Genomic DNA, 23,167 nt, shown 5'->3' with positions numbered 1-23,167 from the left:
CGCAGGGTTGTTGCGGCACCGGCCGCGCGGCGAATACGACACAGAGTAGGACCCCGTCGGACGCCTGGGGCGCCACGGTTTACGATGCCTCTAGCGCAAGCCACCGTCGTTTCGTCATGCACCGGAACGCACGAGCGTGCGAAACGAGCAGAAGGCACACCTTCAGGAGGATCAGTGACTGCTGTAGAGCCCCAGCCAGTCCCCAAGCTGGAAGCGACACGGCCGTATCCGGCACGACTGGGCCCGAAGGGTTCGTTCATCTACAAGGCCGTCACCACCACGGACCCGAAGGTCCTCGGTGTGATGTACCTGGTGACCGCGATGTCGTTCTTCATGATCGGCGGCCTGATGGCCCTGCTGATGCGTGGTGAGCTCGCTCGTCCGGGTCTGCAGTTCCTGTCGCCGGAGCAGTTCAACCAGCTGTTCACCATGCACGGCACGATCATGCTGCTGTTCTATGCGACCGCGATCGTGTTCGGCTTCGCCAACATCGTGCTGCCGCTGCAGATCGGTGCGCCCGACGTCGCCTTCCCGCGTCTGAACGCGTTCAGCTACTGGCTGTACCTGTTCGGCGCGACCATGGCGACCGCGGGCTTCATCACCCCCGGTGGCGCCGCCGACTTCGGCTGGACCGCCTACACCCCGCTGTCGGACATCGTGCACTCCCCGGGTGTCGGCGCCGACCTGTGGATTCTGGGTCTGGCCGTCTCCGGCCTGGGCACCATCCTCGGTGGTGTCAATATGATCACTACCGTCGTCTGCCTGCGCTGCCCGGGTATGACCCTGTTCCGGATGCCGATCTTCACCTGGAACATCCTCGTCACCAGCGTTCTGATCCTGCTGGCCTTCCCGCTGCTGACCGCCGCGCTGATGGCGCTGGCCTACGACCGTCACCTGGGCGGCCACATCTACGATCCGGCCACTGGCGGTTCGCTCCTCTACCAGCATCTGTTCTGGTACTTCGGCCATCCCGAGGTGTACATCATCGCGCTGCCGTTCTTCGGCATCGTGTCCGAGATCTTCCCGGTCTTCAGCCGTAAGCCGATCTTCGGTTACACCACCCTGGTCTACGCGACGCTGGGCATCGCGGCGCTGTCGATCGCGGTGTGGGCGCACCACATGTACGCCACCGGCGCGGTGTTGCTGCCGTACTTCTCGTTCATGACCTTCCTGATCGCGGTTCCTACCGGTGTGAAGTTCTTCAACTGGATCGGCACGATGTGGAAGGGGCAGTTGACCTTCGAATCACCGATGTTGTTCTCGGTCGGCTTCCTGGTCACGTTCCTCTTCGGTGGTCTGTCGGGCGTCATCCTGGCCAGCCCGCCGCTGGACTTCCACGTGTCCGACACCTACTTCGTGGTCGCGCACTTCCACTACGTGCTCTTCGGCACCATCGTGTTCGCCACCTTCGCCGGTATCTACTTCTGGTTCCCGAAGATGACGGGCCGCATGCTCGACGAGCGCCTGGGCAAGTGGCACTTCTGGGCGACCATGGTCGGCTTCCACACCACCTTCCTGGTGCAGCACTGGCTGGGTAACGAGGGCATGCCGCGTCGTTACGCGGACTACCTGCCGACCGACGGTTTCACCACCCTGAACACGATCTCCACGATCGGCGCCTTCATCCTCGGTGCCTCGACGCTGCCGTTCATCTGGAACGTCTTCAAGAGCTACCGCTACGGCGAGGTCGTGACCGTGGACGATCCGTGGGGCTACGGCAACTCGCTGGAGTGGGCCACCACCTGCCCGCCGCCGCGGCACAACTTCTACGAACTGCCGCGGATCCGGTCCGAGCGTCCGGCGTTCGAGCTGCACTACCCGCACATGGTGGAGCGTATGCGGGCCGAGGCGCACGTGGGCTGGGGCTCGAAGTCCCATCACGTGGCCGAGCTCGAGAAGGTGTCGAGCTAGTACCCCGCTTCGAAGAGAGCAATCCCGGCGCGGCGGCCGTCCAGTGCGACGGCCGCCGCGTTCGGCGTTTCTGGGGTGCCGCGCCGGGTCGGCGGTGCGGCAGTGACTCCGGCGACCGGTCCGCGCCGGTGGCCGCACCCGACCTGAGAGAATGTCTGCTGGCCGTCGCGGACCGCGATCGCCGCGGAAGTGGAGCTGTGACGAAGAGATGGAGTTGCGCGTGGGCACGTCCGAGTCCGATCGTGGCACTGCCACCGAGACGACGGTGCTGATCACGGTCACCGGACCCGATAAACCGGGCGTGACCTCGGTGCTGCTGGCGGCGCTGTCCCGGCACGGCGTGAGCCTGCTGGATGTGGAGCAGGTCGTGATCCGGGGCCGGCTGACCCTCGGGGTGCTGGTGACGAGTCCGGGCGATCCGGAGGATCTGCAGGATCAGCTCGAAGACGCGATGGCGACCGTCGGCATGCAGGTCGACGTCGAGATCGGCGCCAATTCGGTCTCCGGGGCGCCGCTGTCCACGCACGCGGTGGTGGTGCTCGGCAGCCCGGTGACCGCTCGCGCGTTCAGCACCATCGCGCGCACTTTGGCCGCCCAAGAGGTCAACATCGACTCCATCCGCGGCATCGCCGACTACCCGGTGACCGGCCTCGAGCTGATGGTCACCGCGCCGGCCACCGAGGACGCGCTCGCCGAGACCCGCCTGCGCACTGCGCTGGCCGAGGTCGCCGCGAAGGAGAAGGTCGACGTCGCCGTCGAGCGCGCGGGGCTGGCCCGGCGGGCCAAGCGGCTCATCGTCTTCGACGTCGACTCCACCCTGATCCAGGGCGAGGTCATCGAGATGCTGGCCGCGCACGCCGGCGTCGAGGAGGAGGTCCGCAAGGTCACCGAGGCCGCGATGCGCGGGGAGATCGACTTCGCCGAATCGCTGCGCCAGCGCGTCGCCACCCTCACCGGACTGGACGAAACGGTCATCGATCAGGTCGCCGAGCGGATCGAGCTGACCCCCGGTGCGCGGACCACCATTCGCACCCTGCGCCGGCTCGGATTCCGCTGCGGCGTGGTCTCCGGCGGATTCCGGCAGGTGATCGAACCGCTGGCGCACGAGCTGGAACTGGATTTCGTGCACGCCAACACCCTCGAGGTGGTCGACGGCAAGCTGACCGGTCAGGTCATCGGCGAGATCGTCGACCGGCCCGGAAAGGCGGTGGCGCTGCGGCGTTTCGCGGCCGAGGCCGGCGTGCCGATGGAACAGACCGTCGCCGTCGGCGACGGGGCCAACGACATCGACATGCTCAACGCCGCCGGCCTCGGTATCGCCTTCCAGGCCAAGCCCGCGCTGCGGGAGGTCGCCGACACCGCGTTGTCGCATCCGTTCCTTGACGCCGTGTTGTTCATCCTCGGGGTCACCCGCGACGAGGTCGAGGCCGCGGACGCCCGCGACGGGCTGCTGCGCCGAGTGCCGCTGAGCTGATGACCGAACCCGAGATCGACGCGCCCGACGACGCCGCACCGCCGCTGCTCCTGGATTCGGGTTTCCGCGCCCGGCATGCGGAATTGGCGCTCGGTTACGGGGGCGGTGGCGATCCCGACGATCCCGCGCAGGTGCAGGCCATGCAGATGGTGTTGCACATACCGAAAGCCGAACCGCCGCGGCGCAGCGCCGTACTGGAGGCGGCGGCCGCCGCGGCCGTGGCGCTCTGCCTGGACCCGCGGGTGGGCCCGGACGGTGTGTGGCAGGGCCGCTACCTGGCGTGGAAGCGCTCGCGTATCCGGAAGGTCGCGCGCCGGGCCCGTGGCGCACAGTGGCTCGCGGCCAACGAGGTGGACGGCGTCACGCTCGAGGTGGAGGGCGCCGAGGCTCGCGCCCTCGTACCCGGCCCGGTCGGCGACATCGACCCGCGCATCCGCAAACTGCAGATCGGCGGCACCGATCTCGAATCGGACGAGCCCGGCCCCGCGGACCCGGATCTGCCTGTGCTGTGGGTGAATTCGGCCCTGGGTATGACCGTCGGCAAGGCGGCGGCGCAGGTCGGTCACGCGAGCATGGTGCTGGCCGGTGCGCTCCCGGTGGAACAAGCCTTCGCCTGGGCGCAGCGTGGATTCCGCAGCGCCGTCCGTGATGCGGATCCGGATCATTGGGTCCGGCTGTGCGCCCGCGTGCACGGTGGCGACGGGCCGGAGACGATCGCCGCCGTCCGGGACGCCGGATTCACCGAAGTCGCACCCGGATCGATGACGGTGATCGCGGTGGCGCCTGCGATGAGCCCGCCGTAGGGTGCTCAAACGTGCGGAATGTCACTGTGGCAATGGTCGATTCGGATCGTGGCGGAGCGGGTGGCCGACTATGACGGATAGCGTGTACACCGACCACGTTGGCAACGGATCGAGCGCGTCGGCAAAGATGGAGCTCGTGCCGCAACCGGATCCCGATCTGCTCATCGATTTCAACGAGGTGACCGTCCGGCGGTCGGGCCACACCCTGGTGGGTCCCGTCACCTGGCAGGTGGAGCTCGACGAACGCTGGGTCGTGCTCGGCCCCAACGGCGCCGGTAAGACGTCGCTGCTGCGGATGGCCGCCGCCGAGCTGTATCCGACCTCGGGGTCGGCCACACTGCTGGGCGAAGTGCTCGGTAAGACCGACATCAGCGAACTGCGGCCGCGCATCGGCCTGTCGTCGGCGGCGGTGGCCGGCCGGATCCCGTCGGACGAGAAGGTGTCGGATCTGGTGGTGTCGGCGGGGTACGCCGTGATGGGCCGCTGGCGGGAGCGCTACGACGATGTCGACACCGATCGCGCCGTCGACATTCTGGAAAGCCTGGGCGCCGAACACCTTTCCGACCGCGCCTACGGAACCCTGTCCGAGGGCGAACGCAAACGCGTTCTCATCGCCCGCGCCCTGATGACCGATCCCGAACTGCTGCTGCTCGACGAACCGGCCGCCGGGCTGGATCTGGGTGGCCGCGAGGAACTGGTCGAGCAACTGGGTGACCTGGCCGCCGACCCGGATGCGCCGGCGACCGTGCTGGTCACCCATCACGTCGAGGAGATTCCGCCCGGCTTCACCCACGCGCTGCTGCTCAACGAGGGCGATGTGATCGCACAGGGCCTGCTCTCGGACGTGCTGACCGCGGAGAACCTCAGCGAGGCCTTCCGCCAATCCATCGCCCTCGATCGCATCGACGGACGATATTTCGCGCGGCGCTCGCAGCGTTTCGGCCGCCACCGCGCCTGAGCTGTCTTCCCGCGCCACAGCGGGTTCCCGCAGTGCGCACCGGTGCCGCATTCGGGCACCTGCTGCCGATCGGAACCAAGCGCGCGTTATGGTGCGATTGTGAGTGAATCTGTTGCGGAAACCCAGGCCGAGCCACCGGCGCCGAAGGACGCTTCGACAGTAGTGCTTGTGCGTGACGGCGCATCCGGTCCGGAAGTATTTCTGCAACGACGGGTCAAGGCGATGGCCTTCGCGGCCGGTATGACCGTCTTTCCCGGTGGCGGTGTCGACCCCTCCGACGCCGATGCGGAAATCGGCTGGGCGGGGCCGGACCCGACGTGGTGGGGTCGGCAATTCGGGGTCGATCGCGCGCGTGCGCAGGCGCTGGTGTGCGCTGCGGTCCGGGAGACTTTCGAGGAATGCGGTGTCCTGCTGGCGGGCTCGACCGCCGACACCGTCGTGTCCGATACCGTCGCCTACCGCACTGCCCGGGAGCAGCTCGAGCGCCGCGAACTGTCGTTCGGCGATTTCCTGGCGAACGAGAATCTGGTCCTGCGCGCGGATCTGCTGCGCCCGTGGGACAACTGGATCACGCCGGTGGTGGAACCGCGGCGCTACGACACCTACTTCTTCGTCGCGGTTCTGCCGGAGGGGCAGCGCGCCGACGGCGCGACCACCGAGGCGCACGAGGTGGCGTGGCGGACTCCGGCGCAGGCGTTGGACCGCTGGCGGGCCGGCGAGGACGTACTGCTGCCGCCGACCTGGACGCAGCTGAGTTCGATCGCCGAATTCGCCTCCACCGCAGAGATTCTCGCGGCCGAACGCTCGATCAGCCCGATCGCGCCTTTCTTCGAACCGGTCGACGGCCAGCCGATGCTGCAATTCCCGAACAACGCCCGCTATTTCGCCGATATGCCGGACGCGTCCCGGTTGCAGGGTTCCAACCGGGACTGAGCCGACAGCACAGCGCACAGTAGGCTCGCCGCCGTGGCCGAATTCGTGACCGTGGACCGTATCGAGGCGGGAATCGCCGTACTGCGTTTCGCGCGGCCGCCGCTGAATCTCGTCGATCTGCAGCTGGCGCTGGAGCTGGCCGCGGCCGCCGCGGACCTCGCGGCGGATGACGAAGTGCGGGCCGTGATCGTTTACGGCGACGAGCGAATCTTCAGCGCGGGCGACGACATGGCCGAACTCGCGCGCTGGACGCCCGCACAGGCCGGCGCCGTCGCCACGGACCTGCAGCAGGCATTGGGCTGCCTGGCCCGGATTCCGCAGCCGACGATCGCCGCGATCACCGGTTACGCGGTCGGCGCGGGCCTCGAGCTCGCTCTGGGCGCCGACCGCCGGCTCATAGGTGACAACGTGAAACTCGGCCTGCCGCAGATTCGGGCGGGCCTCATCCCGGTGGCGGGCATCCGCCGGCTGGGACTGCTCGTGGGCACCGGCCCGGCCAAGGATCTGGTGTACACCGGCCGTTACGTCGATGCCGAGGAGGCGGCGGCGATCGGGCTGGTCGACGAGGTGGTCGCGCCCGACGACGTCTTCGGTGCGGCGCTGCGGTGGGCGCGGCAGTTCACCACCGGTCCGGCGCGCGCGCTGGCCGCCGCGAAACGGGTCTTCGAGGCCGGTCCGCACGGCCTCGACCGCGCCCGCGCCGAGTGGGCGGAGCTGTTCGAAACCGAAGACCGCAGCGTAGGAACACGTTCTTATTCGGCGTCCGGTCCGGGCGCCGCGGAATTCCTGGGCCACTGACCCACTCCGCGTGATCACTCGGATACGCTGTGCCACCATGACCGCACGTCTTGACGACCCCGCGCCGAACCCGCACGCCACCGAGGCCGAGGTCCAGGCCGCGCTCACCGACAACAAGCTCGCGCAGGTCCTCTACCACGACTGGGAGGCCGAGACCTACGACGACAAATGGTCCATCTCCTACGACGAGCGCTGCATCGAATACGCTCGCGGCCGCTTCGACGCCGTCGCCCCGAATGCGCCGCTGCCGTACGAGCGGGCCCTCGAACTCGGTTGCGGCACCGGCTTCTTCCTGTTGAATCTCATGCAGGCCGGGGTGGCGAAAACCGGTTCGGTGACCGACCTTTCGCCGGGCATGGTCAAGGTCGCCACCCGCAACGCGCAGAACCTGGGGCTGGATGTCGACGGCCGCGTCGCCGACGCCGAGACCATTCCCTACGAGGACAACACCTTCGACCTGGTCGTGGGACATGCTGTGCTGCATCACATTCCGGATGTCGAGCAGGCGCTGCGAGAATGCCTGCGGGTGCTGAAGCCGGGCGGGCGCTTCGTCTTCGCCGGTGAGCCGACCACCATCGGTAACTTCTACGCCCGCAAACTGGGCCAGATCACCTGGAAGGTCACCACCGAGGTGACCAAACTGCCGTTCCTGTCCGACTGGCGGCGACCGCAGGCCGAACTGGACGAGTCGTCGCGGGCCGCGGCCCTGGAGGCCGTTGTCGACCTGCACACCTTCGACCCCTCCGAGCTCGAGCAGATCGCACGCAGCGCCGGTGCGGTGCAGGTGCACGCCGAGACCGAGGAATTCGCCGCCGCGCTGTGGGGCTGGCCGGTGCGCACCTTCGAGGCGGCGGTGCCGGAGGAGAAACTCACCTGGCGCTACCGGATGGCCCAGTACAAGGCATGGCTGGGCCTGAGCAAGCTCGACGAGAAGGTGCTGCGCCACGTGGTGCCGCGCCAGTTCTTCTACAACGCCATGATCACCGGCGTGAAGCCGGGCGCCGCCGGAAAGTAGTGGGCGGCAGGCTGTTTCGCGTGCCGACCGGCTGCGCTGCCGGTCCGGCGCGAACCGTCTCGGCGGGCGTGGGGTGCGCGATCCGGCCGTCGGCGGTGGCTCTACAGGGGCGCAGCCGGATCGGCTGGATCTCGTTCGGCCGGCAGAGTGTCCGCTCGCCTTCGCGCGGACCGGCGGCGGCAGTGTCGGTGTGCTACCGGAACGAAGGCTTCGCCCGCGCGATATCGGTTGCCGCCCAGTCGGTCTCGTCCGTGCGGCGGCGGGGGCCGCGCTGATGGGGTATTCGTTCACAGCGGGAGACGTCGGCTATCTGGACAGTGCGGCCGGCCGGGACGCGCTGTCGGCGGTCGCAGCAGGACGCGCGTTGGCTCCCGCGACGATGCTGCGGGATCTGGAGACGCTGCGGCGCGACTACGGTGACCGCACGGCCGCGCTGGTGGAGACGGTCCAGCTGCGCCGGCGTGCGGCGGCCAAACTCGACGACGCGGCCGAGTGGCTGTTCACCGACGACGCTCTGCAGCAGGCGACGCCGAGTCTCGTGGCGCGACACCGAGCCCGGCGGTTGGCGGGGCGTCCCGTCCACGACGTCACCTGCTCGATCGGCGCGGAATTGGCCGCGCTGCGGCGCGAATGCCCGGCGGTGCTCGGCAGCGATCTGGACCGGGTGCGCCTGGCGATGGCGGCGCACAATCTGGCCGATGCGCCGAATGTCGCGCTGGTGCGGGCCGATGCGCTGCGGCCGTGCAGTGCCGGCGCCGTGGTGATCGCCGATCCGGCGCGGCGCGCGGGAGGTCGGCGCACCCACGATCCGGCTCAGCTGCGACCACCGTTACCGGAGCTGATGGCCGTCTACCGCGACCGCGATCTGGTCGTGAAATGCGCTCCCGGACTGGATTTCGACCGTTTCGCGCTGCGGCGCCCGGGCGTGCGACCTCTGCCCGCGCGAGCCGACCGGACGGCTGCCGACGGGTACGCGGGCCTTTCCTGGGACGGTGAGGTCGAGGTGGTCTCCCTCGACGGTGCCGTGCGCGAAGCCTGCCTGTGGTCGCGCGGGCTCACCGAATCCGGGGTGAGCAGGCGGGCGACGGTGCTGCGCAGCGACGGTTCCTCGTGGTCGCTGACCGACGCCGAGCCCGACGACCTTCCCGACCGCGAGCCCGGGACCTGGCTCGTCGACCCGGACGGCGCGGTGGTCCGGGCCGGTCTGGTCCGCCACTACGCCGCGAGATACGGCCTGTGGCAACTGGATCCGCGCATCGCCTATCTCACCGGAGATACGGTGCCGCCAGGTGTGCGCGGTTTCCGCATCCTGGACCGGCTGGAGTTCCGGGAGAAGCCGCTGCGCGCCGAACTGCACCGCCGCGACTGCGGTCCGCTGGAAATACTGATCCGCGGCGTCGACGTCGATCCCGATGCCCTGCGGCGCCGGATGAAACCGCGTGGCAGCACCCCGCACACCGTGGTGATCACCCGGATCGGCCGTACCGCAACGGCATTCGTCTGCGAAACCCCGCGCGTGGGGTCGGCGGCGAACTCTACCGATCCGGCGTGAAGGCGAACAGTTCGCCGATCCGGGTGCCGACCACGACCTGGCCGTCGGGTCCGATCGCGGTGGACACCGTCGTGCCCTGCGCACCCGGCAGCGGGGCGGAGGCGATCGTCTTACCCGACTTCGTCTCGAAGGTCAGCAGATGCAGCGCATCACCCATCGGCACCACCACGTAGCCGATATCGCCGGCCGTCTGCACCGGACGGCCGCGCAGGGTGAGATCCTTGCGTTCCCAGGCGATCTCGGCACGGTCGCCGCTGTCGTGCAACGCCAGCAGATGGCCGTCGTCGCCGCCCGGAATCAGCAGCCCGTCGAGTTCGGAGATACCGCCGCGCGGGGTGAAGCCCAGCGGCTGCGTCCATTTCGTGTGACCGTCGGCGGTATCGACGGCGAGCAGGCGACCGCTGTTGTCGCCCACGTACAGTGTCTTCCCGTCCGATGACAGCGCCGGGCTGGTCGCGCTGCCGTCGGTGAGGATATCGACGCTCCAGTCCTGGGTGACCTTCTTGTCGCCGTAGTGCAGCGCCACCAAGGACGCCGCGGGCGCGCCGGTCCGCCAGGCGGTCAGATAGAAGCGGCCCGAATTCGGTTCGAGCGCAGACACATTCGCCACCGCGCAGTGCGGACCGCCGACGGCGCAGTCGTCGATGCCCTGCCCGTCCGGTGGGCGCGTGACATTCGGGTGCGCGAGGAAGTCGGGGTCGCCCAGCACCTGATAGGTCGACACTTCGCGGTCGCCGGTCTGCCGGTCCAGGACGTCGACCTGACCGGACTGCGATACCGACAGCACGGTGCCGTCGTGGGTGAACTGCACCGAGACCGGAACGCCGGCAACGGGAGTGCGCCAGCGCGGCTGCCCCAGCGCGTTGAACGAGAACATGGCGCCGTCGTCACCGACGTATACATTGCTCGCCCCGTCGACCGCCGAGGCCGCGGCGACGGCATCCGGTCCCAGCGCATTGCAGAAGCGCTTGCGCCCGGTGGGCATCTGGAACGAGAAGATCATGCCGGTCGTACCCGGCTTGCCGACACAGTCGGTGGTGGTGCGGGAGGTGACGAACAACTGGCCGTCCGGGCCGATCGTGGTCGCGTTCGCCAGTGGGCCGCCGATCGGGCGCGACCAACTCAGACTCAGATGACGGGCGCCGGGGACGGGACTCGCGCCGCTGTTGCGGGCATCGTGGAAGGCCGACTGCCAGCCCTTGCCGGACCCCACCTTGATGTCGTCGATGGTGCTGCTGCCACATCCGGTCAGCGCCAGCAGGCCGAGGGCGCCCACCGCCGCGATCGCGCGCCTCGGGGCGCCTGCCCGAATTACCGAGTGGCGCAACGTCGTCGGGTGGTGTCCGCCGCGGTCGTGCTCGCTGCGCGCGGGTCGCCGGCTGCCGCTTCGCACCTGCTGGACTCCCATCTGTTCGTAACGGGCCTGCACGAGACTAGAACATTCACCGTCGTGACAGCGTGCTGGGTGAGAATGCGAGCGCTCCCCGTGGTACCGCGGAGTATGCACGATCCGATTTCGCGGGGCGCAAGCGCGCACCCGCAGTGCGAAAGTAGGCTGGTACCTCGATCAGGTGACCACCGAGGTAACCGTCGCCCGAGGAAAGGGAGCTGGCCCGTGACGAGCATGTGGGGCGCACCGTTGCGTTCGCGTTGGCGGGGTTCGCGCCGCCGGGATCCGGAGCAGGCGCGCTTTCTGACGTGGGCGTCGCTGCGCTGGGTGCTCGCAAATCGGGCGTACACGCCGTGGTATCTGGTGCGGTACTACCGGCTGTTCAAATTCCGGCTGGCGAACCCGCATATCGTGCTGCGTGGCATGGTCTTCTTGGGCCGCGATGTCGAGATCCACGCCACTCCCGAGCTCGGCCGCATGGAGATCGGCAAATGGGTGCATATCGGCGACGGCAACGCGCTGCGCTGCCACGAGGGCTCGCTGCGGATCGGCGACAAGGTGGTCTTCGGTAAGGACAACGTCGTCAACACCTATCTCGACATCGAGATCGGCGAGTCGACCCTGGTCGCCGACTGGTGCTACATCTGCGACTTCGACCATCGGATGGACGATGTGACCATGCCGATCAAGGATCAGGGCATCGTGAAGAGCCCGGTCCGCATCGGCCCCGACACCTGGATCGCGGCCAAGGTGACCGTGCTGCGCGAGACCCGGGTGGGCCGCGGCTGCGTGCTCGGCGCCCATGCCGTGGTGAAGGGGGAGATCCCCGACTTCAGCATCGCCGTCGGCGCTCCCGCCCGGGTGGTCAAGAACCGCAAGAAGGCCTGGGACGACGCCGCCGAGGAGCGGGCCCGGCATGCCGCCGCTCTGGCCGATATCGAACGCAAGAAGGCGGGAGTCGGCGCGGGATCGGACTGATCCGGCACACCGATATTCCTGTCGGTGACGCCCGGTAGCCTTCCGCTCATGAACCGGTATGCGGCCTGGTTGCGGGGGATCATGCCCAGCAACCCCAATATGCGCAACGAGAAGTTGCGGGCGGTCTTCGAAGGCCTCGGCTACGAGGGTGTGGGGTCGGTGCTGGCGAGTGGGAACATCGTCTTCGGCAGCACCGAAACCGATATCGCCGCAATGGAATCGCGGATTCAGGCCGCGTTGCAGGCGGAACTCGGCATCGGTGGCGGCACCATCGTCCGCAGCCGGGATGAGCTGCGGAAACTGGTGGACTCCGATCCCTTTCCCGGCCTCACACATGCACGCGGCACCTATCTCACGGCGACCTTCGTGAAGGATCGAGCCTGGGCCCCGCCGCCGGAACCGCCCGGCAACCTGGAGTCGGCCGTGCGGATCGTGCGCTTCGACGAACCGGCGCGGGCGCTGCTGGCGGTCATCGACAACTCCGTCGCGGGGACGCCCAACCACATGGCATGGGTGGAGACCGTCTACGGCAAGGACATCACCACCCGCACCTGGCTCACAGTGCAAAAAGTGCTCGCCAAGCTGTAGTTTTTCCTCCCTGTGGTCTTGACTGGAGAAAAATCAGGAGGAGACTTAGCAGTACACCGGAACACCGGAGATCATCACGTAGTCGATCGAGACGTTGATCGGCCAACGAGGTGGTTTCCAGGATCTGGCCAGGCCCCCGGCAAGCCAGTCGAACAACCGGAGCCGTCAGCGACGACTGAGGCTCAGGTATCGATGGAGACTACCGGGGACTGCTGTGTTCGGGGGGCTTCCGATGCTTCAGTCCAGAGTCATTGCCGCGCGGACCTGTTCGTGGTCGAGCGCGGTTCCCGGAAGGGGATGGGCGGCCTCGGCGCGTAAGCCGTCGAGGAGGACCGCCAGATGCCGGCGCCACGCCTCGGGGGCGACGTCGCGCACGCCGTCGGTCGCGCGCACCACCGACCACAGCAGAAGGCCGAGATCGGCTTCGGTGATGTCGCTGCGCAGCTGCCCGGCCTCCTGAGCCCGGGCGACCAGTTGCCGGAAGAGGGTGTGGCCCTGCTGTTTCGCCACCTCGATCGGACTGTCGGCGGGCAGCGAGTACACGCAGATATCGGTGAAGCCGCGATCGCTCGCCTGCCACTGCGCCAGCTTCGTCAGGTGGTCGACCAAGCCTGCCCAGGGGTCGGCCGTCCGCAAGGCATCCTCCGCGCTGCGACCCGACGCCACGACCAGATCCAGGAGGGCGTCGTCGATCAACGCCTCGCGGGTGGGAAAGTGGTTGTAAAGCGTGCCGATACTGACCCCGGCGTCGCGCGCGATCTGATTCAGCGAGGCGTCCAACCCCTCGGCCGTGAACCGTCGGCGGGCCGCCGCGGCGATCTTCTCGCGATTGTCCCGCGCGTCGCGACGGCGAGGCCGGGCTTCCGCAGCCGGTTCACCGCCTTTCGCGATGTTCTCGACCATGTACGCACTCTAACAACTTGAAAACCCACTCGACTTCGCCTAACTTGAGAGGGTACTCAAATTGAGTAGGCTATCAAGTTATGGAGGACTGGCGATGCCACATCTGGCAGTGTTCGGGGCGGGGCCCGCGTTGGGGTTGTCCGCAGCCATGCGTTTCGGTCGCGCCGGCTATTCGGTGACGTTGATCGCACGCAATGCCGACACGCTCGAAGCGCTGCGTGCCCGGCTCGCGGCCGAGGGGGTCGAGGTGGATGCTCTGCTCGCCGACCTGACCGACGACGCTCGGATCGACGACGCGCTCGCCGAATTGCGCGCTGCGCACGGCATTCCGGATGTCGTCGTCTACAGTCCGGGGGATGTGAGCCGGTTGCCGGTCGACGCGTTGTCCTTGGACGCGGACACCCTCCGCAGTTGGTTGCCGATCAACCTGACCACTCCGGTTCGCGTCATGCATGCGTTGTTGCCCGCGATGACCGCGCGCGGTTCCGGCGCCGTCCTCGTCGCCCAGGGTGGTGCGATTCGCGATCCGCAAGCGGCGCTGGCCAGTTCGAGCGTTCCGCAATCGGCGATGCTGAACTACCTCTACGCGGTCGATCAGCAGGTGCGCCCGAGCGGTGTTCGTGTCGGCGCGCTACTCATCACCCGCCTGATCGAAAACAGTGCGGCACAGCAGCTGTTCGATTCCGGCCATTTCGCCACCGTCGAACCGAACGAGGTGCAGCGTGTTCACCCCGACGAACTCGCCGAGGAGCTGTTCACCATGGCGACGACCGACGCCGAGGTCGAGCGAGCCGCTTGACGGCGCCAGCACCCGCGCCTTCCGGCCCGCATAAGTGCCGGGCCCGGACGAGGGGGACATTCGGTCGAGGCAGGCTAAGCCGCTTGTCGGCTCTCGGGAACCCTCGTCGCCCGCGGCTGCTTGTCACTCTCGTCGAAGCCCGGGCGGCCGGTACCGATGAACGCCACCAGCCAGGACAGGACCGCGACGAAGCGGTTACGGAAGCCGACCAGATAGAACAGGTGGACGGCGAGCCAGGTGGCCCAGGCGATGGTGCCGGTGAACTTCACGCGGTCGTTGAGTTTGGTGACCGCGCTGAACCGGCTGATCACCGCCATCGAACCCTTGTCCCAGTACACGAAGGGGGTGCCGGGCTGCTTCTTGCCGCGGATGATGTCGGCGACGTGGCGGCCCTCCTGCATGGCTGTCGGCGACTGGCCCGGATAGCCGTTCAGCGAGGTCATATCGCCGATCGCGTAGACGTCGGCGTGTCCGCCCACCGTGCAGTCCGGGTTGATGAGAAGCCGTCCGGCACGGTCGGTTTCGCACCCGGTGGCCTCGGCCAGTAGCGTGGCGAATCCGCCGGCCGCCACACCCGCCGACCACACCACGGTCTCGGCGCCGATACCGCGCTCGACACCGTCTTTGGTCTTGACGGTCACCTTGCCGGCTTCGATATCGGTGACGAAGGTATCCAGCAGTACCTCGACGCCGTTGCGGCTCAACGACTTGCGGGCATACTCCGACAGGCTGCCACCGAACGGCGGCAGCACCGCGCCCGCGCCCTCCACCAGGGTCACCGAAATCTCCTGGTGGTAGTGGCGTTTTGCGAGCTCCTTGAGCTGACCGGCGACCTCGACGCCGGTCGGACCCGCGCCGACGACTACGAAGCTCAGCAGCCGTTCCCGAGTTTCCGGATCGGCCTTCGCCGCCTCGGCGAATACGCGCTCGATCTGCGCCCGCAGCAATTCGGCATCGTCGATGGTCTTGAGCGAGAAGGTCTTCTCCGCGAAATCGTCGCGGCCGAAATACGATTGGGTGGCCCCGGTGGCCGCGATCAGCGAGCCATAGCGAATCTTGCGCGGCCCCTGCTCGGTTTCGTAGGTGAGGACAGCGGCGGCGGCGTCGATATCGACGACCTTGCCAAGCCGCACATCCGCGTTCTTGTGCCGGCGCAGGATCTGCGCGATCGGCGGGGCGATGTCGGTGGACGGGAGCACACCCGTCGCTACCTGATAGAGCAGCGGCTGGAACAGATGTTCCGGCGTCGCCGAGATGAGAACGTAGCCGATCCCCGATTTGCTGAGCTGCTTCGCGGCGGCGAGCCCGCCGAACCCCGAACCCACGATGACCACATCGGTGGTTTCGATTCCCGCATCCACGTCTTGCATGACAGCCTCCTTCTGTCATGAGTAAACGCGATTCGTGGCCTGGATGTTTCGGGGGTCAGGGCGCATAATATTGATGACTCTTATCTAGATCATTCATGAATGGAGATCTTGCATGGAACTTCGTCAGCTCACCTACTTCGTCGCGGTATGCGAGGAGTTGAGCTTCAGTCGCGCCGCTGTGCGCTGCTTCATATCGCAATCGGCTATCAGTCATCAAATCGCGCGGCTCGAACACGATCTTGGTGTGCAGCTCTTCGAACGCTCCACGCGCTCCGTTGTGCCGACTGAGGCAACCGTTCGGCTACTTCCCCTTGCGAAACAAATGCTGAGCCTCGAATCCGCTATTCGCGCAGCTGTCCGCGACTCTGGGCCACGAATTCGCCTGGCGGCGAATATGTCTTTCGCAACAAGATCGCTGTCCGCGATAGCCGGAGCACGCGAAGCGCATCCGGGTGCCGAAATCGAGTTCGTCATCAAGCCTTTCCGACAGCGCATCGCTGCGGTCGCCGATGGTGATTGTGATCTTGCTCTCATCCGCGGCAGTGTCGAACAGCCTGGTCTGACGGTCGAACAACTGTGGGTGGAGGACCTCGTCATCGCCGCCTCGACCGCCCATCCGCTGGCCGGCCGCGGTGATGTGACATTGGCCGAGTTGGGGAAATATCCGCTGCTGCTGCCCCCGGAGACGGAACAGGTGCTTCTGCACAACGTGGTCCGGCACGCGTTCGCCGAACTGCCGACCCGCCCGAGTTACGGCCCGCCGATCCCGCCGGACCACACCGCGACGATGGAGTTGATCAATCGGCCCGACGCCTGGACGATCCTCTACGCCGACAGCGCCACCGAAGGGATCGCCACCCTGGAACTCGCCGGCCGGCCGCTGCGCATTCCGGTCTCGGCTGTACTTCGCAGCGATATCCGGCGCTCACCCATCCTGGTCACCCTGCTGGCCGCCCTGCGCAGCTCGTGAAAACAGAGCAACGCCGCACCGGAGGCCGGTACGGCGTTGCTCGGGGTGAGACGGTCAGGGGCGAGGTTCGAGCCGGTGGAACAGGAATTCCACCAGCGTGATCAGCGATCGCAGGCAGGTGCCGCGGTCGCGGGCGTCCAACGCGGTCAGCGGGGTGCCCGGTTCCAGGTCCAGCGCATCGCGGATCTCGCTGAGTGGGAAGCGATGCGCACCGTCGAATTCGTTGATCGCCACGGAATACGGCACGCCGCGTTCCTCGAGGATGGAGAGCACCTCGTCCGCCTTGTCGATGCGCCGGGTGTCGACCAGCACCAGCGCACCGAGTGCGCCGTTGGCCAGCTCCTCCCACAACGGCAGGAAGCGGCGCTGTCCCGGCGTACCGAACAGATACAGTGCCAGTTGCGGATTGAGCGTGATGCGCCCGAAATCCATGGCCACCGTGGTGGTCTGCTTGCCCGGGAGACCGGCCATATCGTCGATACCGACGCTGGCCTCGGTGATGGTCTCTTCGGTGCGCAGCGGACGAATCTCCGAGACGCTGCTGACGAACGTGGTCTTACCGACGCCGAAATTACCTGCTACCAACAGCTTCACCGATCGCGTGACCGTTTCCGGTACATAGTCGACCGTACGGTCGGTCACAGTGGCGGGTCGTTCGGACAGGGCGGTCGGGCGCTCAGACGGCGAGAGCGCGGAGCCCATTCAGTACCTCCTCGAGCAGGGCGACCTCCGGCACATGGTCCGCCGGGGTCGGGTTGACCAGATGGCCGCTGTCGAGCAGGTCCGATACCACGATCTTCACTACCGAGGGCGGCAGGTCGAGATATGCGGCCACTTCGGCGAGCGACAGTGCAGCGTGCCGACTGCAGACGTTCAAAACCCGGCGCGCGTCCGGACTGGCACCGGGCGTCGGATCCTGTGCTGCCACAACAAGTGTCACCAGGTCGACCGAGCGAGTCGCACGGGTACGTCCGCCCGTGCGTACGTAGGCACGGACCAGGTCGGGATCGCGCCGGTGCTTGCTCATGCCCGATCGCTACCGGGCCTGTGGCGGGGCAGGCTGCCGAGTTCGCGGCCGACTCTGACGGCGAGTTCGTTCATCCGGTGAGCGACCATGCTGACATCCACGTCGGACATGGTCGAGACGCCGATCAGGGCGCCCTCACCGGCCGCAGTGATGAAGATCATGCCCTCGTCGTACTCGGTCATGTTCTGGCGCACCGTGTTCGCTCCGCCGCAGAATTCGCTGAGGGCCTTACCCAGGGATCTGAGGCCGGAGGCCGCGGCGGCGAAGCGCTCGGCGTCGTCGAGGGAGATGGCACCGACGTGAGCGATGCGCAGGCCGTCTTCGGACAGTAGTACGGCGAATCGGACGCCGGGAACGGTCAGATCCTCGAGCATCCACGACAGCTTGTTATCGCCGTCGGTCACAGTGGTGCCGGGTGTGGCCATCAGGATGTCATCCCTTCGGAGTTGTCATGTGCGGCTGCACGTCCGCTGGTGGAACCGGTCTGCCAGGCTTCGGCGATATCGACCCGGGGCAGGCCCGTATCGGTATGCGGCTGTCCGGTATCGGTGCGGGGCCCGCGGGCGGAGGCGGGCAACGCCACGCTGCGCCGCCGCCGGCGCGGCAGCCCGCCCGGCGTGATCTCGTGCACCGTGGACGACTGACCGGTCGGTGTCGGGTCCGCGGCCGGCAGCGGCTCCGCCTCGGCGACCGGGGCGGCCGGTGCCGCGGAGAGGGTCACCGGGGCGGGGGCGGCATGAGCGCTCCCGCCCGCGGCGGGTATCGCGGCGACCTCGATCGGTGTGGAAATCGGTGGGGCCGTGACGCTTTCGAGGTTGTCGGGCCGCGCGGCCAGCAGTCCCTCGGGCACGTAGACCATCGCGCGCATACCACCGTAGATATTGGGTCCGTCGATGTACACGGTGAAGCCGTAGCGGCGGGCCAGCGCGGCGATGCCTGGGAAACCCACCCGCGGGGTCGGGCCCAGTTGGTGGATGTCGACGGTGCGCTCGCCGGCGAGGATCTGGCGGGCCTCTTCCATCTGTTCGGGGTTCATCCGCACGCCGGCGTCGTCGATGATCACCGTCAAGCCGTGGTGGCCTTCCTGGAAGGTGACGTCCACGAACGAGGTCGGCGGCGAGTAGCGCAGGGCGTTGTCCAGCAGGGTGGCCATCGTGTGCACGAGCGGTTCGACCGCACGGCTGATGATCACCCGATCGAGCTGCTGCGGCCGAATCCGGGTGAAGTCGCGGACGCGGCCGATCGCGCCGCCGACGATGTCGGTCAGCGACTGCTGCGGCCAGCGGCGACCGGGCAGACCGCCACAGACGATCACGTACGACTGCGCCTGGCGGATCATCTGCTGGACGCTGTGGTCGATGCGGATCAGCGTCTCGTAGACGTCGTCACCGCGGTGCTGGCGCAGCGCGGTGCTCACCACCTGGCCGACGTCGGCGCCCAGGCTGACCACGGAGGTGCCGAACGCGCGCACCGCGGCGCTGGTCGCCTCGCGGGAGGCGTTCTCGATCTGTTCGCGGATGTCGGCCTCGGTGGCGGAGATCGCCTGCTGCTTCTCGTATTCCAGCTCGTGGCTGGTGCGCTCATGGGTTTCGGCGGCCACTCGGTGCAGGTCGTCGGCGTAACGCTCGGTCAGCCGCTGCAGCAGCTGGGCGAAGCGAGAACCGCCGCGGTCGATGGCGGGCAATTCGACCGTCGATTCGGCGCGGCGCACCGAGTCGGCCACCAAACCCATTGTGGTGCTCGTGAAATGTTCGAGCTCGTCCTCGTGGGCGCGCAATTCCGCCTCGGCACTGCGGGCGCGGGCGCGCTGCTGCGACGCGTAATACGCGGCGTACAGAGCTCCCGCGATCGTCAGTATCAGAATGGCGGCGAGGATCCACGAAAGAGTCACGGCGGTAGCTTGATTCATCAGTTCCCTCGGTGCCGGATTTCCGGCCGCTTCGTCCTTTCCAACTCGACGACCGCGATCGGCGCGGCCGGGATAACACTCAGGTCGGACGGCGGGAACGCGGCAGGCAGGATGATACTGCACCTAACCTGAATGGGACCTCGAAGCGCTTACCGGACAGGCGAATTCACCATCGACCTACCGGTAGAGGATCCCGATCGGCCCCAGCACCCGACGACAGCAAAGATAGCAGCAATTCCGGGTGGCAGCGACCGATTCGTTATCTACGGCTCGGTAGGGAATATGTTCATCGCCGGTGTTTCGGACTCGGCGGGTTCGCCGGGCCTCGATTCACCTCGAACGACGCCGCGACGGCGTGCAGCGCGGTGGCGACGGCGAGGTGTAACCGCAGGTCTTCGGGTGCGTGATCATCGACGGCCCAGGATATTTCCTCCATTGCCCGCAGAAACGCCCACCGCCACGCTCGCCCGGGGTCGACGCCGGTGGCCGCGGCAGTGGCAGTGACCATTCGTTTCGCGTGCTCGGCGGTCGGCAAGCGCTGAATCCGAATCGTGATCAGGAAGCCGATATCGAATGCGGCCTCGCCGAGATACGGTTTCGGGTCGATCAGCAGCCACGGCTCCCGTTCGGCGGCAACGATATTGCCCAGGTGGGTATCGCGATTGACGACGACCAGCGGTTCCCGCGGCCGGGACAGTTCGGCGCATCGAGCCACCGCGGCGTCCAGCAGGGTGGACGGAACGGTGTGGGTCAGTTCGGGTTTCGGCTGTCCGAAGCGGACCGTCCAGTCGGCGACCAGGGCGGAAACGGTGGGAATGTCCGGATAACCGTCGGGTAGAGCGACGGGCGGCCGGCGCAGACGCCGATACAAGCGGCAGGCCAGATCGACCTTGTCCGCATGTTCCGGCAGACCTTCCAGGCTGGGGAATCCGGGCTGCGCCAGCAGTGGCGTACCCGGCCGCGCCCACTCCAGCAGCAGGGCGCCGCTGCCGGGATCGTAGTCGTGCAGGCGGACCGATCCGTCGCCGTCGTAGCAGTACAGCCCGGCCGCCTCACCCATGTTCTCCTCGTCGACCACCGGAATCTTCAGCACCGCCACCGAATCGTCGGCGCGGCGAACGGGAGCGGCATAGGAATGGGTGCCACCGGCGAACGCGGAGCCGAGCGGCGTCAGTTGCCAGAGCGCGCACAGAGTCTCGACGCGCTCGGGAAGTTCGGCGAGCCAGGTCCGGCCGCGCGCGCCGAAGACCGTGCTCACGGTCTCGACGACCTCGGGTGGGAGCGCGATCGGCGGTCCGTTCGGAGTCGGCACCGCCTCAGCCTGGGCGAGGGCGGCGGGGGAGCGCAAGCGGATTACCGCCTGCCCGTACGAGTTCCGGGTGATGTTCCCCGGCGCGTGGCGAGGGTCGCCTCTAGGCTTGGCCCGTGGGAAACGAGCACGTGCGGGCCTCGGACGCGGACCGGGAGAAGATCGTCGAGCGGCGGGCCGGGCGGGCGCCGCCCGGGCCGGGCGGGTGCCGCCCTGGGTGCTGATCATGTGGACGCCCTGGGTCTTCGTCAACATCCTGTGCGTCGTGATCTGGCTGGCCATCGGCGCCGGATACTTCTGGCCGTTCTGGGGCGAGGTGCCGTGGGGGCTCGCGCTGTGCATACCGACCGTCATCGGCATCACCGTCGGCAGGAACCAGCCGCAGGGGGCACCGGACTGAAGAGCACGGTCCGAACGGCGCGGACGGAACGCAGACGGCTCGCCGAACCGATACCGCGAGGTACCGATTCGGCGAGCCGTACTCCCTGCAGGGGTCTCGATCAGCCTTTGTGGGTCTTGACCGCCTCGGTCAGCTGCGGCGCGACGTTGAACAGGTCGCCCACGATGCCGTAGTCGCTGATCTCGAAGATCGGCGCCTCTTCGTCCTTGTTGACGGCGACGATGGTCTTCGAGGTCTGCATGCCGGCGCGGTGCTGGATCGCGCCCGAAATGCCCAGGGCCACATACAGCTGCGGCGACACGGTCTTACCGGTCTGGCCGACCTGGAACTGGCCCGGGTAGTAGCCCGAGTCGACGGCGGCACGCGAGGCGCCGACCGCGGCACCCAGCGCGTCGGCCAGCGGCTCGACGACCTTGTGGAAGTTGTCCTCGCTGCCGACGCCGCGACCACCGGAGACCACGATGGTGGCCTCGGTGAGTTCCGGACGGTCGCCACCGACGACGGGCTCGCGGGAGATCACCTTGGTGACGCCCTCTTCCTGAGCCGGAACCTCGACGGTTACCTTTTCGCCGGCGCCGGCCTGCGGCGCCGCCTCGATCGCGCCCGGGCGCACCGAGATCACCGGCACGTCGCCGGTGGCCTTGGCGTCGACGGTGAACGCGCCACCGAAGATGGAGTGGACGGCCGTACCGTCCTCCTTGACGTCGATGACGTCGACCAGCAGGCCGGAGCCGATGCGGGCGGCCAGGCGACCCGACACCTCCTTGCCCTCGGCGGACGCGGCGACCAGCACGGCGGCCGGCGAGGCCGACTCGACCAGACCGGCCAGCACGTCGACCTTCGGGGTGACCAGGAAGCCCTCGACGTCGTCGGACTCGGCGACGTAGATCTTCTCGGCACCGGCCGAGGTCAGCGCGTCGGCCAGCTTGTCGGCGGTACCGGGCGCACCCAGCACGACCGCGGCCGGGGTGCCCAGCGTGCGAGCGGCGGTGAGGAGTTCGGTGGTTACCTTCTTGGGCGCACCTTCGGCGTGCTCGACGAGCACGAGTACTTCTGCCATGTTGCTTCTCCTGAAGTCTGTGGTGATTGCGCTCGGTGGGCTCAGATGATCTTCTGGCCGATGAGGTACTGCGCGACCTGGTTGCCGCCCTCGCCCTCGTCGGCGACCTTCTCGCCCGCGGTGCGCGGCGGCTTCGGGGTGACACCGGAGACTGCGGTGCCCGCATTGCCGACGCCGACGGTCGACGGGTCGATGCCCAGGTCGGCCAGGGTGAACGTCTGCACTTCCTTCTTCTTCGCGGCCATGATGCCCTTGAAGGAGGGGAAGCGGGGCTCGTTGATCTTCTCGGTGACCGAGACGATGGCGGGCAGGTTCGCCTCGAGCTTGAACACGCCCTCGTCGGTCTCGCGCTCGCCGGAGATCTTGTCGCCGTCGACGGTCAGCTTGCGCAGGTGGGTGAGCTGCGGGATGCCCAGGTACTCGGCGATGATGGCCGGCACGGCGCCGGCGCGGCCGTCGGTGGCCTCGTTACCGGCGATGACGAGCTCGATGCCTTCGATCTGGCCCAGTGCGCCGGCGAGCACCCACGCGGTCTGCACGGCGTCGGAGCCGTGGATGGCGTCGTCCTTGACGTGGATGGCCTTGTCGGCGCCCATGGACAGCGCCTTGCGGATGGCCTCGGTGGCGCGCTCGGGACCCATGGCGAGAACGGTGACCTCGCCGCCTTGGGCTTCCTTGATCAGCAGAGCCTCTTCGACGGCACGCTCGTTGATCTCGTCCAGGATCGCGTCGGCCGCCTCCCGGTCGAGGGTGTAGTCACCATCGCTGAGCTTGCGCTCGGACCAGGTGTCGGGAACCTGCTTGATCAGTACGACGATGTTCGGCATTGGTCTTCGTCGACCTCCTGTTCTGGTGGCACGTGAAGTGGGGTCGCACGATCGGGTGGCCGTACGTCCACGTGAAAAGCTCCGTCACATCTAAAGCTCCGTCCGGGAGATTACCCTACATTAAGTTACTCACGGGTAACTTATGGTGTGATGTTCTCCATGGCCGGTCCGGGCGCCGATGTGATACAGGCAA

The 23,167-nt window shown here is 67.6% G+C and carries 23 protein-coding genes; 13 read left to right on the top strand and 10 right to left on the bottom strand.

All coding sequences use genetic code 11. The features are described 5' to 3' along the window. Positions 1–174: 174 nt before the first annotated feature. From ctaD to C5E41_RS21615, 8 genes are all read left to right on the top strand, one after another. On the top strand, positions 175–1,911 hold the full coding sequence (ctaD, locus tag C5E41_RS21655) for an aa3-type cytochrome oxidase subunit I (protein WP_104377618.1): 1,737 nt from the start codon (positions 175–177) through the stop codon (positions 1,909–1,911). Between the two features lie 220 nt (positions 1,912–2,131). Then, positions 2,132–3,385, top strand: a complete 1,254-nt coding sequence (gene serB, locus C5E41_RS21650) for a phosphoserine phosphatase SerB (protein WP_227995335.1) — start codon at positions 2,132–2,134, stop codon at positions 3,383–3,385. Further along, a complete protein-coding gene (locus tag C5E41_RS21645) occupies positions 3,385–4,188 on the top strand; it encodes a peptidyl-tRNA hydrolase (protein WP_104377617.1) in 804 nt (267 codons plus the stop codon). The genes serB and C5E41_RS21645 overlap by 1 nt, the downstream gene beginning before the upstream one ends. A gap of 127 nt (positions 4,189–4,315) precedes the next feature. Further along, positions 4,316–5,146, top strand: coding sequence for an ABC transporter ATP-binding protein (locus tag C5E41_RS21640; protein WP_104377616.1), 831 nt, complete (start codon positions 4,316–4,318; stop codon positions 5,144–5,146). Positions 5,147–5,245: 99 nt separating this feature from the next. After that, on the top strand, positions 5,246–6,079 hold the full coding sequence (locus C5E41_RS21635) for an NUDIX hydrolase (protein ID WP_104377615.1): 834 nt from the start codon (positions 5,246–5,248) through the stop codon (positions 6,077–6,079). A gap of 33 nt (positions 6,080–6,112) precedes the next feature. Then, positions 6,113–6,877 carry an enoyl-CoA hydratase-related protein gene (locus tag C5E41_RS21630; RefSeq protein WP_104377614.1) on the top strand — a complete coding sequence of 255 codons (765 nt, stop codon included), beginning with the start codon at positions 6,113–6,115 and terminating at the stop codon, positions 6,875–6,877. 37 nt (positions 6,878–6,914) lie between these two features. After that, positions 6,915–7,892, top strand: a complete 978-nt coding sequence (locus tag C5E41_RS21625) for a class I SAM-dependent methyltransferase (protein WP_039779972.1) — start codon at positions 6,915–6,917, stop codon at positions 7,890–7,892. Positions 7,893–8,166: 274 nt separating this feature from the next. Next, entirely contained in the window at positions 8,167–9,444 is a 1,278-nt protein-coding gene (locus C5E41_RS21615) for a THUMP-like domain-containing protein (protein WP_104377612.1), read from the top strand. Here C5E41_RS21615 and C5E41_RS21610 read toward each other — a convergent pair. Continuing rightward, positions 9,428–10,873: an outer membrane protein assembly factor BamB family protein gene (locus C5E41_RS21610; protein ID WP_258081153.1), complete on the bottom strand. Its 1,446-nt coding sequence runs from the start codon at positions 10,871–10,873 to the stop codon at positions 9,428–9,430. The two genes, C5E41_RS21615 and C5E41_RS21610, sit on opposite strands and share 17 nt — an antisense overlap. Positions 10,874–11,068: 195 nt before the next feature. Here C5E41_RS21610 and C5E41_RS21605 point away from each other — a divergent pair, with 195 nt between their 5' ends. Next, positions 11,069–11,812: an acyltransferase gene (locus C5E41_RS21605; protein WP_181063360.1), complete on the top strand. Its 744-nt coding sequence runs from the start codon at positions 11,069–11,071 to the stop codon at positions 11,810–11,812. A gap of 48 nt (positions 11,813–11,860) precedes the next feature. Further along, the gene (locus C5E41_RS21600) at positions 11,861–12,400 is read left to right on the top strand and encodes a DUF1697 domain-containing protein (RefSeq protein ID WP_104377609.1); all 540 of its coding nucleotides are present in this window, start codon (positions 11,861–11,863) and stop codon (positions 12,398–12,400) included. 237 nt (positions 12,401–12,637) lie between these two features. Here C5E41_RS21600 and C5E41_RS21595 read toward each other — a convergent pair whose 3' ends face one another. Further along, a complete protein-coding gene (locus tag C5E41_RS21595; RefSeq protein WP_104377608.1) occupies positions 12,638–13,303 on the bottom strand; it encodes a TetR/AcrR family transcriptional regulator in 666 nt (221 codons plus the stop codon). A gap of 94 nt (positions 13,304–13,397) precedes the next feature. Here C5E41_RS21595 and C5E41_RS21590 point away from each other — a divergent pair, with 94 nt between their 5' ends. After that, complete coding sequence (locus C5E41_RS21590; RefSeq protein WP_104377607.1) at positions 13,398–14,102, top strand: SDR family NAD(P)-dependent oxidoreductase; 705 nt, start codon at positions 13,398–13,400, stop codon at positions 14,100–14,102. A 74-nt stretch (positions 14,103–14,176) separates the two neighbouring features. Here C5E41_RS21590 and C5E41_RS21585 read toward each other — a convergent pair whose 3' ends face one another. Further along, positions 14,177–15,472: an NAD(P)/FAD-dependent oxidoreductase gene (locus C5E41_RS21585; RefSeq protein ID WP_104377606.1), complete on the bottom strand. Its 1,296-nt coding sequence runs from the start codon at positions 15,470–15,472 to the stop codon at positions 14,177–14,179. Positions 15,473–15,584: 112 nt separating this feature from the next. Here C5E41_RS21585 and C5E41_RS21580 point away from each other — a divergent pair, with 112 nt between their 5' ends. After that, complete coding sequence (locus tag C5E41_RS21580) at positions 15,585–16,442, top strand: LysR family transcriptional regulator (RefSeq protein WP_104377605.1); 858 nt, start codon at positions 15,585–15,587, stop codon at positions 16,440–16,442. Positions 16,443–16,496: 54 nt separating this feature from the next. On the opposite strand, the gene C5E41_RS21575 is transcribed toward C5E41_RS21580, so the two are convergent. The 5 genes from C5E41_RS21575 to C5E41_RS21555 all read right to left on the bottom strand — a co-directional run bounded on the left by C5E41_RS21575 (position 16,497) and on the right by C5E41_RS21555 (position 20,690). Then, positions 16,497–17,144: a GTP-binding protein gene (locus tag C5E41_RS21575; RefSeq protein WP_104377604.1), complete on the bottom strand. Its 648-nt coding sequence runs from the start codon at positions 17,142–17,144 to the stop codon at positions 16,497–16,499. After that, complete coding sequence (locus C5E41_RS21570; protein WP_030515691.1) at positions 17,119–17,469, bottom strand: DUF742 domain-containing protein; 351 nt, start codon at positions 17,467–17,469, stop codon at positions 17,119–17,121. Before C5E41_RS21570 ends, C5E41_RS21575 begins: the two co-directional genes overlap by 26 nt. After that, positions 17,466–17,894: a roadblock/LC7 domain-containing protein gene (locus C5E41_RS21565; RefSeq protein WP_030515692.1), complete on the bottom strand. Its 429-nt coding sequence runs from the start codon at positions 17,892–17,894 to the stop codon at positions 17,466–17,468. The genes C5E41_RS21570 and C5E41_RS21565 overlap by 4 nt, the downstream gene beginning before the upstream one ends. After that, a complete protein-coding gene (locus tag C5E41_RS21560) occupies positions 17,894–19,360 on the bottom strand; it encodes an ATP-binding protein (RefSeq protein ID WP_258081152.1) in 1,467 nt (488 codons plus the stop codon). Before C5E41_RS21560 ends, C5E41_RS21565 begins: the two co-directional genes overlap by 1 nt. Positions 19,361–19,664: 304 nt before the next feature. Beyond that, the gene (locus C5E41_RS21555; protein WP_104377602.1) at positions 19,665–20,690 is read right to left on the bottom strand and encodes an aminoglycoside phosphotransferase family protein; all 1,026 of its coding nucleotides are present in this window, start codon (positions 20,688–20,690) and stop codon (positions 19,665–19,667) included. A gap of 223 nt (positions 20,691–20,913) precedes the next feature. Here C5E41_RS21555 and C5E41_RS35265 point away from each other — a divergent pair, with 223 nt between their 5' ends. Beyond that, the gene (locus C5E41_RS35265) at positions 20,914–21,087 is read left to right on the top strand and encodes a hypothetical protein (protein ID WP_258081151.1); all 174 of its coding nucleotides are present in this window, start codon (positions 20,914–20,916) and stop codon (positions 21,085–21,087) included. Between the two features lie 100 nt (positions 21,088–21,187). Here the strand turns inward: C5E41_RS35265 and C5E41_RS21545 are convergent, their stop codons facing one another. Both C5E41_RS21545 and C5E41_RS21540 read right to left on the bottom strand, forming a co-directional pair. After that, positions 21,188–22,147 carry an electron transfer flavoprotein subunit alpha/FixB family protein gene (locus tag C5E41_RS21545; RefSeq protein WP_104377601.1) on the bottom strand — a complete coding sequence of 320 codons (960 nt, stop codon included), beginning with the start codon at positions 22,145–22,147 and terminating at the stop codon, positions 21,188–21,190. A 41-nt stretch (positions 22,148–22,188) separates the two neighbouring features. Further along, on the bottom strand, positions 22,189–22,974 hold the full coding sequence (locus C5E41_RS21540) for an electron transfer flavoprotein subunit beta/FixA family protein (RefSeq protein WP_104377600.1): 786 nt from the start codon (positions 22,972–22,974) through the stop codon (positions 22,189–22,191). Positions 22,975–23,167 lie beyond the last annotated feature (193 nt).

Source organism: Nocardia nova (genome assembly GCF_002933465.1).
GTDB classification, from domain to species: domain Bacteria; phylum Actinomycetota; class Actinomycetes; order Mycobacteriales; family Mycobacteriaceae; genus Nocardia; species Nocardia nova_B.
This window is presented reverse-complemented; position numbering and strand designations above follow the sequence as displayed.